Raw genomic sequence first — 15401 nt, forward strand, 5'->3', positions numbered from 1 at the left:
AGGTCAGCATAACTGCTGGCCTTTGTGATTTTGGCGTGTTACAAAAAGTGGTGTGCCTTGCAAGGATAAGCCGCCATGACATACCCAACATTCGCACTCGATGATATTGCTTCTCTACACGAATCAGCCCAAGTAGAATTTAAACTCGCAAGAGGCCGTGATGGTCAAGGTCAATTACCTGAAGATATTTGGGCAACCTATAGCTCCTTCGCCAACACCTTAGGCGGAGAGATTATTCTTGGGGTACGCGAAGATCGTGGCCATTTCACCATTGAAGGCATCCCTAATCCGCTACCCGTATTACAGGAATTTTGGGAAATCCTCGATGACCCTAGCCGGATAAGCTGTAATATTTTAGCGATATCTGATGTGCAGCTGATTGAAATTATGAATAAAAAGCTGATAAGGATTCGTGTCCCGCTCGCGCCAGAGCACCTAAAGCCAGTATTTATAGGCACCGATGCTTATACAGGGACTTATTTTCGGGTTGGAGATGCCGACATGCATGCCAGCCGGAGACAGGTTACACAAATGCTACGCCGCGCCCATCACTGCAATAAGCTGATAAAGGCGCGGTAGTGCTTTTTCTAAAAACCAGCGAGTAAATAGCCTCCCATGGCGGCAATTGCCACGCCAGATACGCGCATTAAGCTGCGTTGCCCAGTGACGCGCTGCATGCCTAGCCCTAGCATAACGCCACCTAAATGGATAACCGCAGTACCAAATAAGAAACCAAAGGCGTAAAGAACTGGGCTGGCAAGTTCAGGCATTTCCATGCCGTGGGCATGACCGTGGAAAATCGCAAACACGCCGACAAATGCCATCGCAAATAAGAGCGATAATTGGCGGTCAAAGGCAATCGCTAACCCAAGCAACAGTACTGACAAAGCAATGCCAATTTCAACAAAGGGCACCGGAATGGCATAAAGCCCCAGTATTCCACCAACCAACATAAAACACACAAAGGCTAAGGGCACAGTCCAAATCGCGCGACCACCGAGCTGCGTACTGAGCATGCCCACACTTAACATGGCAAGGAGATGGTCAAAGCCTAAAACGGGATGGTTAAAGCCCGCCATAAAACCACCACCGGAGTGGATTTCGTGCGCCGACGCAGGGGCTATAAACGATAGACTCAAGAGGAGCAACAGACTTAAACGCACCATAGCAGTTCCTTGTTAGTGAGGGCGTAACGACTGAGTTAAACAAATGCTAATACTCTACGGCAAAACGATATGCCAATCCTTGATCCGTATCACTTTAAATAGGCTGCTATTCTTTTAAGGCAATAACATTTCCTGTAATGAATCGAGAGTGGCAATCTCCATATGGGGTAAGAGTGCTGCAATCGGTAACGATGCCACGCGGCCAAAACTTGGGTTGAGCCAAACTGACTGACACCCCGCCAAACGCGCACCGCGAACATCGGCATTCATACTATCGCCAACGTGCAGCAGTTGATCTAAGCCGATATCTAACCTTTCACAGGCCTGTGAAAACATATCTTTAGCAGGCTTCATCCTTACACCACTACCAGGATGCAGCACAAATTCAAACACATTACTTAAGCCGATACGCTGTGCGTCCACATTACCATTAGTGATGCCAATCAGCCTAAAATGGACCGATAAACGCGTGAGCAGCGCCAAGACGTCGTCTGAAACCTGAAAATGGCTTCGATGAAAATAAAAACAAGCTAAACCTTCCTGCGAGCCCCGTTTTGCCTCAGGCTCACTATAACCGAGCAGTAAAAGGCCTTTATGCAGAGTCGCAATTCGCGCCGCCGAGGTGTCATGGGCGAGGGCCGGATTTTGCTGTAGCAACTGCAACTTGAGCAGTCGCCATTGCTGCGGTTGCCAAGCTTGAGTCAGCGGGTAAGCCTGATGCAAAAACTGCATTAACTCAGCTTCGGCATTGAGAATGTGGGGTTCGTTATCGTATAGGGTATCGTCGAGATCGAAGCTAATCGCACGAATATTCTGGGGTCTAAGATAACAACGCATTATTTATCCTGTTGTTTTTTCGCTCTAGGATGGGCGTTATCATACACCTTAGCTAAGTGTTGGAAATCTAAACTGGTATAAATTTGCGTGGTAGACAGGTTTTCGTGGCCTAATAATTCCTGCACCGCCCGTAAATCGGCACTGGATTCCAGCATGTGCGTCGCAAAGGAATGGCGCAGCTTATGGGGATGCACCCGCAGAGAAAGCGCCTGTTCCTGCCCCCATTTGCTCATGCGCGCCTGAATGCTGCGATGGGATAAACGCTTGCCCTTTTCGGTGACAAATAATGCGTTATCTTCACAGGGAATTTGCCTGCGGCACTCAAGCCAAGCGCCTAAGGCATCAATAGCATAACGCCCAACGGGGACGATACGCTCCTTGTTGCCCTTACCTAATACCCGCACTTCACGCTGATCATATTGCACACTGGATAAATCGAGCGCTGCGAGTTCTGCTAAACGTAACCCGCTGGAATAGCATAGCTCCATAATGGCTTTATCACGCAGTGTTAGCGGATCATTGCCTTCAATCTCAAGTAAATGTGTGAGGGAATCGACATCGATATTTTTCGGTAAAGGCTTAGCTTGCTTGGGCGCACTCAGCCCCTTGGCAGGATTGAGTTCTATCACGCCTGCGCGCAGTAAAAACTCTCCCCACTGTTTTACTGCCGATAACCATAATGACAGCGAGCGCGGACTCAGTCCCTTGCGGTGCAACTTAGCAAGCACTTGTTGCCAATGCTCACGCCCAACATTAAGCAGATCAACACCTTCGGGCAGTAACTCGCTTCCCCGCTGCAACTCGTACATATAATTGCGAACCGTATGCGCCGATAACTGACGTTCAGACTGCATATAGGTTTCAAATTGCTGTAAATAGGAGTGACAACGCGCGGGCATATCATTAGCTGGCGAGTTCATATTGGACTCCTCATCGGGGCTTAGAGTTTGGCGAGCATATGTGCCAGCAATCGCCGCAGTTGCTCGAGCAGCATATTGTCCATATCGGGATGAAAATGGGTGGCATCGTGGCTGGCAACTGCAAAAATGACAGGAATATCATCAGCTAATTTAACTAATGCCACCGAGCCGACCTCACTGCCAAATAAGCGTTTCGCCTCTTGTTGTGTCAGACGACCAAAATAGTAATTCTTGCGTAAACGCTGCGCCCAAATCGCCTTCATCTCAATATCGGCCTCTAACACACTGATAAGACGCACATGGGTAAAATTAAACTGCGCCTTTAAATTATCAGCCAGCACTTCTTTAAGGGATTCTAAGTTAACGCAATTGAGTAGCTTAAAAGACAGTTCAGTATTAAATCGGAATATCTTTTCATTACGTGCAGCCATGGCCAGTAAACTGGTGATTTCTTCTTCGAGTTGCCCAACCCGCAGGCGCAACAACTCTTGACGTCGTTCGACTAAGGAAATCGCACCGCGCTCCAAATGGGGCAAACGCATCGCCAATAACAGCTCGGGATACCGATTAAAAAAGTCAGGATTATCGAGTAGATATTCGCGAATAATCAACTCATCAAAGGGAAGATCGGTCTGCGGCATCAAAGGCTCGGTCATAACTGAATTTGTCCATCATAAACGTGCTGCGCTGGGCCCGTCATCCACAGCGGTTTGCCTTCACCTTCCCAATTGATGGTTAAGCTGCCGCCCGGTAAATCCACTTGTACTTGTTGGTCAAGTTTACCTTGAATTTGTCCAACTACCACGGCAGCACAAGCACCTGTGCCACAGGCTAAAGTCTCAGCCGCACCACGTTCGTAAACTCTAAGCTTGATATGACCCGAGTTCACCACCTGCATAAAACCAACGTTTACCCCGCGTGGAAAGCGCTCATGCTTGGTGAGTAGCGCACCGATTTCGGCAACGTTAGCATTGGCAACATCTTCCACATCGAGCACGCAATGGGGATTGCCCATGGAGGCCGCGCCACACAAAAAGGTTTGTTGCGGTGTTTGCAGTAGATAGGTTTTTTCGGCCTTTTTGGCTTTAAAGGGGATTTGGCTAGGTTCGAGCACGGGCACGCCCATATTCACAGTGACAGTACCATCGCGCTCAAGGCGCAGTGTCATCTTACCCGCAGAGGTACTTACACGAATTTTATTCTTATTCGTCAGCCCCTTATTACGGACAAAGCGCGCAAAGCAACGGGCGCCATTGCCGCAGTTTTCGACCTCACCACCGTCGGCATTAAAGATGCGATAGTGAAAGTCGAGGTCGGGATCATAGGGTGGCTCAACCAGCAAGAGTTGGTCGAAACCGATGCCAAAATTACGGTCAGCTAAACGGCGGATCTGCTCAGGCGAAAAGAACACGTTCTGCGTGACACCATCGACCACCATAAAATCGTTGCCAAGTCCGTGCATCTTAGTGAATTGGATCAAGATACTTATCCTTTAAGCCTAGGCGCCGCAATAACTAGCCAAGCGCCTGAATCAATATAATTTTCTAGTTTACGGCAGGAGCTGCTCACCTTGCCAGAGCTGCGCTAATTTTTCTCGCTCACGCACCAAATAAGCCTTATTGCCATCCACCATTAACTCGGCCGCACGGGGACGAGTATTGTAGTTCGACGCCATCGCAAAACCGTAGGCCCCGCTTGAGCGCACAACCAATAAATCCCCTGCCGCAATCGCGAGTTGTCTGTCCTTACCTAAAAAGTCACCGGTTTCGCACACAGGTCCTACAATATCAAATACTTGCGCCTCTTCATCCCGTGGATTCACCGGAATGATATTTTGCCATGCACTATAGAGTGCGGGCCGAATTAAGTCGTTCATGGCACCATCAACAATCGCAAAACGTTTGTCACTGTTTTCTTTGAGGTACAGCACCTCAGTCACAAAAATCCCCGCATTGGCAGCAATCGCACGGCCCGGTTCGAAAATCAGTTTGAGCTTGCGATGACCTAAACGCTTGAGCAGTGCAGCGGCGTACACATCAGGATGCGGTGGCGTTTCATCATCATAGGTCACCCCTAAACCGCCACCGACATCAAAGTGCTCAATCACTATCCCTTGCTCGGCTAGGCGGTCAATGAGCGATAGCATTCTGTCCATTGCATCGAGAAACGGCTGAATTTCAGTGAGCTGTGAGCCAATATGGCAATCAACCCCTTTTACCTGCAAATGCGGCAGCGCATGAGCGCGAGCAAATACAACTTCGGCCTCATCCATGGCGATACCGAATTTATTTTCTTTAAGGCCGGTAGAAATATAGGGATGCGTGCCCGCATCCACATCAGGATTCACCCGCAGTGACACTGGAGCAACTTTACCTAAGCGGCCTGCAACATCGTTAAGTTGTTCAAGCTCAGCGCTCGATTCAACGTTAAAGCAGTAGATACCAAGATTTAATGCCTGCTCCATTTCGGCAACGGTTTTACCCACGCCCGAAAACACCACTTTGGCAGGGTCACCACCGGCTTCAATCACCCGCGCTAACTCGCCGCCCGAGACAATATCAAAACCACTACCCAAACGAGCCAATACGTTCAGTACGGCTAAGTTCGAGTTGGCTTTTACCGCGTAACACACTAAATGTGGATGGTCGGCAACCGCATTATTAAAGGCATGCCAGTGACGTTCGAGCGTTGCACGGGAATAGATATACAGCGGCGTGCCATACTGCTGGGCTAAATCATTGACCCGACAGCCTTCTGCGTACAGGGTATTATCTTGGTAGAGAAAGTGATCCAATGTCCGATTCCTTACTGCGCTTTGTAGTAATTATGCTGATTATTATTGTGTTTTTTCAGTTTCAGCTTGAGGCTCCGCGGCTTGTACAGGCGTAGCATCACGCTTAGCTGGCTTATTTTTTTTAGACTGAGTCGCCTCTACTGGAGAGGATTTATACAGGGGGCCTTTTTGACCACAGGCCGTAATGAATAGGCTACCAATCAATAACAATAAAAACAGTCTCATTTTTCTCAACATCTGTGCATCTAGTGTCTAATCGTCTTATAATCGCACCCATCTTGACGAAAGCAAAGGACAGAAATGCATGGCCATGACAGATACAGAATTTCACCAGCTCGCCGATGACATGTTCCAAGCGATAGAGACCGCTATCGAAACCGCAATTGATGAACAAGATGCCGATGTGGATATTGATGCCAGTGGTAACGTGTTACAGCTAGAATTTGTCGATGGTTCGAAAATCGTCATCAACAAACAGGAACCTTTGCATGAAATTTGGGTAGCAACGCGTTTCGGTGGCTATCACTTTGGCTATGTAGAGGGGAAATGGCTTGATGGTCGTAATGGCGGCGAGTTTATGCCCTTTGTGCAGGACTCGATTCTACGCCAAAGCGGTATCGAACTCAGCCTCTCCTAAGCCGCGGCGTCATTCCTAAGCGGGAGGTCGCTCCCGCTTAAAACTCCACATTGGCGTTATTGATATCTACCCCAAAGGGCATCACGGTTAGCTCACCCGCCACCCGAACTAAATGGAAAAACTGCGGAATATTAAACCGTGCTTTTGATGCATAAAATTCATCAAACACATAATGATGGCTCACTTTGTTGACCAATTCACTCATATCTGAACCAGACTGCACATAATGACTCAGCTGATTTTCCTCATCGAGAATAAACACATCTAAGCTATCGGTGCGTTGCCGCAGAAAGTACTGGATCGCTCCCTTGGCGGCAAAGTTTTGAATGATTTTCGGCATGCTCGAAAAAGGGTCATCCCCCAACTCTGGCCGAGGCAATTGTACTAAATGACTACGAGCAAGTTGCTGATAAAAAGATTTGGCATCACTCAAGTCCTGATAGGCCATCCCCAAAGGATTAAAAAAGATCCCGTAACGGGTATGACTAATCTGCAGCGGCTGCACTAAGGTGCTCGATTGTTGCACCTGTTGACAGAGTCGCACCGTTTGTTTAAGCAAGTTTTTCACCGCTAACTTAAGTTGTGGCCTGAGCTTTTGCGAACAGCTAATCACATCCATATCCACGGGATGAGTCGCTCGCCTTAGCCCTGGTGTGACAAATGCGAGTGCCTGCAATACTGCGGTTTCGCCCTCAAAACGATGACACTGCCACTCCCCCCAACTATTAAGGCAAATAGCATCGAGGGCGCCGAGCATATTTTCCTGCTTACGACCCAATGAAAACACGTTGGCATTCATGACATCGACCATCATCTCTTGCCCTTGCCAATGGATAGTAGGATCACAGTCGAGGTTTAGGATAAAAATGAGTTTTCTAAAATGCCAAGGCTGACATAGGTCAAGCTTTGAGACCCGCCAATCATGATCGATAAAATTAAGTAATCGTTTTGAAGCGTCGGTCAACCTTCGGGATTTAATCTTACTCTGGCCAAACTCATACCATTTGGTTTCTGGCGTCGAAACCCCATTTAAGCAAGCCCAAATCATCAGCGCTGACGGGCTTTTCCCTTTGCAAATAGCAGATTCACCTAACAGATTCTGCGGCTTTGGCCCCTGGCGGTAGAGGTAATATTGATTTTCCTTGTTACTGGACACCATGGTTACTTCAGATTCAGCAACCGAGTGGCTCCAGAGCAAATTCAGCTTAGCGATTTGGTCTTCATCTTGGCTAAAGTAAGTATGTAGTTTGCGAGTGAGCATCCCCAACTCTTCAATCCTGAGTCCTTCGTTTAACTCATGGGTGGAGGCGAAACGCAGCAAGGTTTGATAACTCGCTAGCAGCAATTCATTAAGCTGCTCATTAAACCAATTGAGCTGGCCACTATGCCAATTTTCACAATCATCTAAGGTAGTAATTAAACTGTTGGGCCACTGCCACTCTTGCACCAACTTTTGCATTTTGGCATAGCGCCAATCTTTACCTTGGTCAGACACACTTAAGAACACGCCACATTTTAGATAAAAACAGCGGCGCACAATTTCCAGCCGACGACTATCATTCTGCTTTAATAAATAGGCTTCAATCGCCTCATAAATTGCGTAATAAGCATCGTTAGCAGTAGAAAAATCCCCTGCTAAGGTCTTTTGCCAAAGCCGGTCACACAGTAACTGAGAATGGGGATACTCACTGGCATAAGCCTCAAGCAAAAGTACTTTAATCAACGCTTTATGCGGCTTATTTAAGCCTTTATAAAGCTGCCAAAGCGAGGCACCAAAATACTCGCTTGCCGGTAACTCGTGCACATTACCAAGATATAGCAATTCAGGATTGAGCTTAGCATCAGGCCACCATGCAATAGTTTTACCCGCCAAGCGAATTTGGCTGCGATAAAACTCCTCAAGCAACAGCCAATGCTGCGTACTGCCACTGTGCTCATGAGCCATAGAAGACTGGCAACCGGTACGCTGTGAGATATCACCACAAAATTGCAGTGGATGAACCAAGTAAAAATTCACCTCAAACTGATACTCTGCAAACCAAGCGGTTAGTCGTTCCGTTTTTAATTTAACCAAGGCTAAGTCGTCATCACACAAATCCTCATGATGGACTAGCCACACATCCACATCACTTTTTGCATTCTGACCAAAGCTAGCTGTGCTGCCCATGGCATATATCCCTTCGAAGGCATAACAATCCATGTCATTCGATATAAAAGGCAGCGTAAACACATCACAAGCCTGGGCTTCTATTGAGCCCGCTTTGTAACCATAAATACCGCAAGGCGTATTAGGATCAACGTATCCTGGATACTGAACGCTATTCTGTTGAAGTAAAAAGGGGATCAAACGGAACAAATGCTTTTGCAACGGAGACAACAAGGCTAAGGCCCGTGCAATACGAACCTGATTAAGTCTTTCTGCAATATCAGGAAACTGGCCTTGCTGATCCATCCTAGAACACGACACTTAAGCACAATTGAGAAGTGTGCTCATGTTAACACTTTTGCAAAGCTGAGCAACTAAATGAGATATCCATCACACTTTTATGCTGTTAAGAACACCGCCGACTTCAAAGAATCGATACGGCTTCCTTACATTCGCGAATAGCCAATGTTAGCATTGGCGCAACTAAGATCTCGGATGGAAACTAGGCATGTCTGAAAACCGCATACGTATCGCTACCCGCAAGAGTCCGCTGGCCATGTGGCAAGCTGAATTTGTTAAAGCAGAATTAGAACGCGTTCACCCAGGTATTGTGGTGGAGCTATTGCCAATGAGCACTAAGGGCGATGTTATCTTAGACACGCCATTAGCGAAAGTTGGTGGTAAAGGCTTGTTTGTGAAAGAACTCGAAGTCGCTATGCTCGAAGACCAAGCCGATATCGCCGTACACTCGATGAAAGACGTGCCAGTAGATTTCCCCGAAGGCTTAGGGCTGGAAGTGATTTGTGAACGCGAAGATCCACGCGATGCCTTTGTGTCTAACCTTTATAAGTCAATCAGTGAGCTGCCACTCGGTGCCACGGTAGGCACCTCAAGCCTACGCCGTCAGTGCCAACTGCGCGCCTCACGCCCAGACCTGATTATCAAAGATCTGCGTGGCAACGTGGGTACTCGCCTCGCGAAACTCGATAACGGCGAATACGATGCGATTATCCTGGCTGCGGCGGGTTTAATTCGCCTGAAATTATCAGAACGTATTGCCAGCTTTATTTCTGCGGAAGAATCCTTACCCGCAAACGGTCAAGGTGCTGTCGGTATTGAATGCCGCACTAACGATGAACGCGTTAAAGCATTATTGGCACCATTAGAACACTTAGAAACGCGCTACCGAGTTATTGCCGAACGCGCCATGAATACTCGCCTCGAAGGTGGTTGCCAAGTTCCTATTGGCGCCTTTGCCGAAATCGATGGTGATGAGATGACACTGCGCGGCCTCGTTGGTAATCCAGATGGTAGCGAAATCATCGAAGGCGTGATCACAGGTCCAAAGACCGAAGCGACGCAACTCGGTATTGCCCTTGCTGAAGAACTACTGAGCAAAGGCGCTAAAAGCATCCTCGACGCTGTTTACGCCAAAGCCTAAAACGATGAAAGTCTTACTGACGCGCCCCGAGGGGCGCAATCAGTCAATGGTCGATGCCTTGAATGAAAGAGGCATCGAACACTGCGTGACGCCACTGCTCTGCGTTGAGGCCACGCCTCCTCTGCCGCCTGACTCTTCGCATCCCCTAGCCCATGTCGATATGGTTATCTGTATCAGCGCCAATGCAGTCAGCTTTGCTGATGCTGCGTTTAAAGTCGATACAGCCCAAGTTAAAGACTGGCCAAGCGTACCTTATTTCGCCGTGGGTCATGCTACGTGGGAAGCGCTGCAAGAGAAGGGAATTGAAGCTCTCGAAGCACCGGATGATTGTCAGCAAACAGAAGGCTTGCTGACATTGCCTGCACTGCAACATATCCAAGGCAAACATATCACTATCATTCGTGGTGTCGGTGGTCGTGAAGCCCTCGCTGAGCAACTGAGTGCCAGAGGCGCGAAGCTGCGCTATTGGGAAGTCTATCAACGCGCTTGCCCACCACTCGATGGCGCAGCGGTTAGCCAACACTGGCGAGACTTAGGGATAGATACTATTGTCGTGACGAGTGGTGAAGTACTAGATAATCTGATTAATCTAGTGCCAAAAGAGTTATTTGCATGGCTGCGCTCATGTCATATCATAGTCCCCAGTAACCGAGTAGAAGCTCAAGCTCATGCCTTTGGTATAACCCAAGTCACCAATGCCAATGCCGCCAACAGCAAAGCCGTGCTAAACGCCCTTAAACTCTAAGTGCTATTTAGCCCGATTTTACTCGAATTTCGGCAGTAGCATGATTTTAAGGACTGTTAAATGGATAACAACAAGCACGACGCCCAAAGCCCAGAGTCACAGGCTATCCCAGTTCTCGCCACATCGGTCAATACCGATGACGCTGCACCACACAACCAAGCTTCTGAGTCACAGGCGAGCAAGCCTGAAGAACAAGAAGTCAAACCTACCGACACTAAGTCGCAAGCCAGCAAACCCGAATCGACCCAAGCTGCTCGCCAAGTGGTGCAAGTGAATCGTAGCTCATGGGCTATTCGTTTTGGTGTACTACTGGCCTTAGGCTTGACCGTTTGCACCATAGGTGGTGGCTATTTGCTGTATCAACAAATGCAGCAACAGCTTCAACTGCAAGAGACGAAAAATCTAGCCCTGCAAGATCAGTTGCAACAGGCTTTACTCGTCCCAAATCAGCGTCTTGCACAACTTGAGCAACAACAACTCTCAGATGCAAAAACCTTCCAAGAGTTATCTAAGCTTGCCACAGATCAAAACCAGTTACAGGACAGACTAGAGAAACTGGCCCAGCGCAGCCCAACCCACTGGATGGCCTCAGAAGCCGAATATCTAGTAAACATGGCTGGACGTAAGCTTTGGCTCGAAAAAGATCCGCGCACGGCAACCGATTTATTAAAATCCGCGGATGAAACTATTGCCGCGATGAACAACCCCGCATTACTGCCAATCCGTAAGGCATTGGCAAAGGATATTGCGGCGACCACCAATATTAAGAGTTTGGATATTGAAGGTGGTGTATTAGCACTCGATGCCTTAATCGACCAACTTGACAAATTGCCGCTAAATCGTGCCGACGCTGAAGCAAGCACGGCTGAAGATACGACCATTTCCGGCGATCTTAACGATTGGCAAAGTAATCTGAGCAAAACCTGGAAGGCGTTGACTCAAGATTTTATTACTATTCGTCATCGCACCGCCGATGCGCCAGCCCTAATTGCTCCAGAGCAACAATGGTATTTGGTTGAGAATATCCGCCATAAACTGCTGCAATCACAACTGGCACTCTATCGCTATGATAGAGCCGCTTATCATCAATCACTGATGATGGCGCGCCAGTGGATCCAAACCTATTTTGATGTTCAAGCGCATCAAACTAGCGAGGCCATTGCCGAAATCGACAAGTTGGCAACACTCGATCTTGACCCTATTACGCTGAAATCTTTTGCCGCTAAACCGCTGTTATTACAGTTAACCAGCTATGGTGAACTCACCTCTGCAGAGGAACCGCAGCTATGATTAAGGCATTAATATTTCTTGGTATTATACTTTTAGGCCTGTGTATCAGCCCCTGGATTGTTGGCAATACTGGCTATGTGTATATTGCCGCGGGTGATTACCAGCTTGAGACCAGTTTAGTTTTTGGCATCGTCATGTTAATCGTGTTTTATGCGCTATTCCAAGTGCTGGAATGGTTAGTGATCACTGTGATTAATCTGCTGCTTCGTAGCCGTTTTATCCCGCAGCATTGGCGTCGCCGCTCCGCCAAAAAACACACCCTCATCGGCGCACTTGCCATTGCCGAAGAAGATTGGCCTGCGGCAGAACGCGCCATGATTAAAGGGGCCGACAACGGTGAACTGCCAGCATTAAATTTATTAGCCGCTGCACGTGCTGCTCAACATCAAAATAAAATTGCCGAACGAGATCAATATCTTGCCCGCGCTGAAGCCCAGCCTATGACGGCCAATGCGGTAGCTACCACTCGTACCCGTTATTTACTCAAACAAGGTGAATTAGCCTTAGCCAGAGCCGAGCTCGATAAGTTAGCCCCAACTAGCAAGAGTAAAGCCCCTGTGCTGAAACTCGCCCTCGAGTTATATCGCGCCCAGGAAGATTGGGAAGCGCTTAAGCTATTGCTCCCAATACTGAAGAAACGTCAGATCTTAGAGGATGCAAAGTTAAATACGCTGAATGTTGAAACCCATTGCGCCCTATTAAAAGCGGCGAGTCTAAAAGGGGAAGAAGCTCTAGAACAATGCTGGCAATGGCTTTCACGCGATGAACGTAACCAGTCTGAGTTTTTAGCGATTTATGCCATGGGCTTATGCCGCTTCAATCGTAAAGACCAAGCGCTTAAATTACTCTCGAAAAAGCTACGTAGCTCGCCAGAGTCTGCACTGTTAGAAGTGATCCCACAGATCGTCACCGCCCATGACGAAGAGATCCGCAAGCAATTACTCAAGCATGAAATCACCCATGAGAACAATGCTGATTACCAACGGTGTTTAGCGCTACTCTACCAACAAACCCGGGATATGAAAGAAGCCAAAATCCGCTGGCAGAATGTTTGTCGTCTTGCTCCGAGTAAAGACTCTTGGCTGGCGTTAGCACGTATTCAAGAGCAACTTGGCGAACAAGGTCATGCTAACCAAAGCTATCGTCAGGCAGTAAACCTATAACTTCTATCAACCGCAATCCATTAGGCGGATTGCGGTCCCTCCTCATTCTACCTTGAACATACTTGCCGCACATCATTTATAAAATATTAAACCCGATCTTAAGAATAATTTGTTATTAGTATGTTTATTTTGATAGTTAAGAGACACTAAATGCAGTTTCTTTTGCGTTTTAAGATACTACATCTAGTTCTGTCACTTTTAAGTGCCATTTTTTCGCACTCCACCCCTTAAAATCCAGCTATAGCAAGCCATTCCGACGCGTCAAAAAATTGACTTGCACACGCGACCAAGCTAAAATTTAGCCACTTGTATCACAATTCAGCGTATTTGTTGAATTTGTGCATCTTCGGATTAACACACTTTGGCTGTTGGGAGCTAATTATGGGATCGATCATTACAACAAAGAAAGGTTTGCTGAAACTTGTTAAAGGGCAAATCGAAGTCGAGGTTAATGGTTCAAATCAACCCGCTAAGGATGGCGAACAACTCCCAAAGGGTGCAGTTCTCCATATCGGCGAAAACGCGACTTATGAAATCACTTTCGATGATGGCACCAAGCTGTCTAATGAAATAAATGAAATAGAAGTCAATCCAGCATCTGCTGCGGTTGTTGCCCCAGTAACAGGTGAAGCCACACCTGATGAAATTCAAGCATTACAAGATCTTATTGCTTCAGGTGAAGACCCAACTAAAAATTTACCTGAAACCGCTGCAGGGAATGCACCAGCCAGTGATGGTAACTCTGGCTATGTTAGCCTTGCTCGTGATGGTTCAGAAGCTCTCGCCACATCAGGTTATAGCACTTCTGGACAAACACTAGCCGCATTTGCACCCGACACTCCCGAACAGTCAATTGCCACAGACTCCCCATCCTTGCTCGTTAACGACAGCATTACCGTAGATGAAGACTCCGCTGCCACCGGTAACGTCCTTAGCAATGACAATGATATTGATAGCACCTTGTCTGTTGTCAGCTTCACCGTAAACGGCAATACCGTGACTGCGGGCACCACTGTTGCCTTAGAAGGCGGCAGTTTAATCATCAACGCCGACGGCTCTTACACCTTCACGCCCAACGCCAACTGGAATGGCACAGTACCGGTGATTACTTACACCACCAACACTGGTGCAGCCGCCACCTTAACCATTAATGTCACCCCAGTGGATGATCCATCAGTCTTGGTTAACGATACCAATACCGTTACTGAAGACGCTGTGGCATCTGGCAACGTCCTTAGCAATGACAGTGATATCGACAGCACCTTGTCTGTTGTCAGCTTCACCGTAAACGGCAATACCGTGACTGCGGGCACCACCGTTGCCTTAGAAGGCGGCAGTTTAATCATCAATGCCGACGGCTCTTACACCTTCACGCCCAACGCCAACTGGAATGGCCAAGTACCGGTGATTACATACACCACCAACACTGGCTCAACGGCGACCTTAACCATTAATGTCACCCCAGTGGATGATCCATCAGTCTTGGTTAACGATACCAATACCGTTGCTGAAGATTCCGTTGCCACCGGTAACGTCCTGAGCAATGACAGTGATATTGATAGCACCTTGTCTGTTGTCAGCTTCACCGTAAACGGCAATACCGTGACTGCGGGCACCTCTGTTGCCTTAGAAGGCGGCAGTTTAATCATCAATGCCGACGGCTCTTACACCTTCACGCCCAACGCCAACTGGAATGGCCAAGTACCGGTCATCACCTACACCACCAACACTGGCTCAACGGCGACCTTAACCATTAATGTCACCCCAGAGGGTGATCCGGCAAATATATCCGTTAACGATACCGACAAAGGCACAGTGACCGAAGATGGCGACAGCGATACCGATGTTGCCACCGTGCAAACCGTTGGTGGCAAGCTCGATGTGACCGACGTCGATAACGGCGAAGCCGTGTTTCAAGTCCAAACCAATGTCGCCGATGGCAACTACGGTACCTTCAGCATTGATGCTGACGGCAACTGGACCTATGTCCTTAACAACAGCCACATTGATGTGCAGTCACTCGCCGCTGGCGAAACCCTGACCCGCAACATCACAGTGACCAGCGCCGATGGCACGGCAACGCACACCGTCACCATCACCATCGTTGGGGCCAATGACCCTGCCGACATCACCGTGGGCGAAGGTCAAGGCGATACCGACAACGGCACAGTGACCGAAGATGGCGACAGCGATACCGATGTTGCCACCGTGCAAACCGTTGGTGGCAAGCTCGATGTGACCGACGTCGATAACGGCGAAGCC

General features: G+C 48.2%; 15 protein-coding genes. 7 read left to right on the forward strand and 8 right to left on the reverse strand.

The features are described from left to right. Nucleotides 1-75: 75 nt before the first annotated feature. The gene (locus tag HG547_RS19275) at nt 76-579 is read left to right on the forward strand and encodes an ATP-binding protein (protein WP_047537623.1); all 504 of its coding nucleotides are present in this window, start codon (nt 76-78) and stop codon (nt 577-579) included. 8 nt (nt 580-587) lie between these two features. Here the strand turns inward: HG547_RS19275 and HG547_RS19280 are convergent, their stop codons facing one another. From HG547_RS19280 to HG547_RS19310, 7 genes are all read right to left on the reverse strand, one after another. After that, the gene (locus tag HG547_RS19280; protein WP_169548745.1) at nt 588-1166 is read right to left on the reverse strand and encodes a HupE/UreJ family protein; all 579 of its coding nucleotides are present in this window, start codon (nt 1164-1166) and stop codon (nt 588-590) included. A gap of 114 nt (nt 1167-1280) precedes the next feature. After that, nucleotides 1281-2003 (reverse strand): HAD-IA family hydrolase, encoded by a 723-nt coding sequence (locus HG547_RS19285; RefSeq protein WP_169548746.1) that lies wholly within the window; start codon nt 2001-2003, stop codon nt 1281-1283. After that, the gene (xerC, locus tag HG547_RS19290; RefSeq protein ID WP_169548755.1) at nt 2003-2902 is read right to left on the reverse strand and encodes a tyrosine recombinase XerC; all 900 of its coding nucleotides are present in this window, start codon (nt 2900-2902) and stop codon (nt 2003-2005) included. Before xerC ends, HG547_RS19285 begins: the two co-directional genes overlap by 1 nt. A gap of 41 nt (nt 2903-2943) precedes the next feature. Next, nucleotides 2944-3579, reverse strand: a complete 636-nt coding sequence (locus tag HG547_RS19295) for a DUF484 family protein (protein ID WP_169548747.1) — start codon at nt 3577-3579, stop codon at nt 2944-2946. Then, nucleotides 3576-4403, reverse strand: a complete 828-nt coding sequence (dapF, locus tag HG547_RS19300; RefSeq protein ID WP_140907592.1) for a diaminopimelate epimerase — start codon at nt 4401-4403, stop codon at nt 3576-3578. Before dapF ends, HG547_RS19295 begins: the two co-directional genes overlap by 4 nt. Before the next feature lie 69 nt (nt 4404-4472). Beyond that, nucleotides 4473-5717, reverse strand: a complete 1245-nt coding sequence (gene lysA, locus HG547_RS19305) for a diaminopimelate decarboxylase (RefSeq protein ID WP_055648795.1) — start codon at nt 5715-5717, stop codon at nt 4473-4475. Between the two features lie 42 nt (nt 5718-5759). After that, nucleotides 5760-5942, reverse strand: coding sequence for a lipoprotein (locus HG547_RS19310; RefSeq protein WP_051714241.1), 183 nt, complete (start codon nt 5940-5942; stop codon nt 5760-5762). A 79-nt stretch (nt 5943-6021) separates the two neighbouring features. Here HG547_RS19310 and cyaY point away from each other — a divergent pair, with 79 nt between their 5' ends. Then, complete coding sequence (gene cyaY, locus HG547_RS19315) at nt 6022-6354, forward strand: iron donor protein CyaY (RefSeq protein WP_037422994.1); 333 nt, start codon at nt 6022-6024, stop codon at nt 6352-6354. 37 nt (nt 6355-6391) lie between these two features. On the opposite strand, the gene HG547_RS19320 is transcribed toward cyaY, so the two are convergent. Next, complete coding sequence (locus HG547_RS19320) at nt 6392-8806, reverse strand: class I adenylate cyclase (protein ID WP_169548748.1); 2415 nt, start codon at nt 8804-8806, stop codon at nt 6392-6394. A gap of 202 nt (nt 8807-9008) precedes the next feature. On the opposite strand from HG547_RS19320, the gene hemC reads away from it, so the two are divergent. The 5 genes from hemC to HG547_RS19345 all read left to right on the forward strand — a co-directional run. Next, on the forward strand, nt 9009-9941 hold the full coding sequence (gene hemC, locus HG547_RS19325) for a hydroxymethylbilane synthase (RefSeq protein ID WP_037423000.1): 933 nt from the start codon (nt 9009-9011) through the stop codon (nt 9939-9941). 4 nt (nt 9942-9945) lie between these two features. Beyond that, entirely contained in the window at nt 9946-10686 is a 741-nt protein-coding gene (locus HG547_RS19330) for a uroporphyrinogen-III synthase (protein WP_144376224.1), read from the forward strand. Nucleotides 10687-10746: 60 nt separating this feature from the next. Next, nucleotides 10747-11976 (forward strand): uroporphyrinogen-III C-methyltransferase, encoded by a 1230-nt coding sequence (locus HG547_RS19335; protein ID WP_169548749.1) that lies wholly within the window; start codon nt 10747-10749, stop codon nt 11974-11976. Further along, nucleotides 11973-13139: a heme biosynthesis HemY N-terminal domain-containing protein gene (locus HG547_RS19340; protein ID WP_169548750.1), complete on the forward strand. Its 1167-nt coding sequence runs from the start codon at nt 11973-11975 to the stop codon at nt 13137-13139. Before HG547_RS19335 ends, HG547_RS19340 begins: the two co-directional genes overlap by 4 nt. Before the next feature lie 381 nt (nt 13140-13520). Next, a partial coding sequence (locus tag HG547_RS19345) for a retention module-containing protein (protein ID WP_169548751.1) occupies nt 13521-15401 on the forward strand: 1881 nt, incomplete at its 3' end.

This window comes from Shewanella sp. DNRA4 (genome assembly GCF_012843185.1).
In the GTDB taxonomy this organism is placed as follows: Bacteria; Pseudomonadota; Gammaproteobacteria; order Enterobacterales; family Shewanellaceae; genus Shewanella; species Shewanella xiamenensis.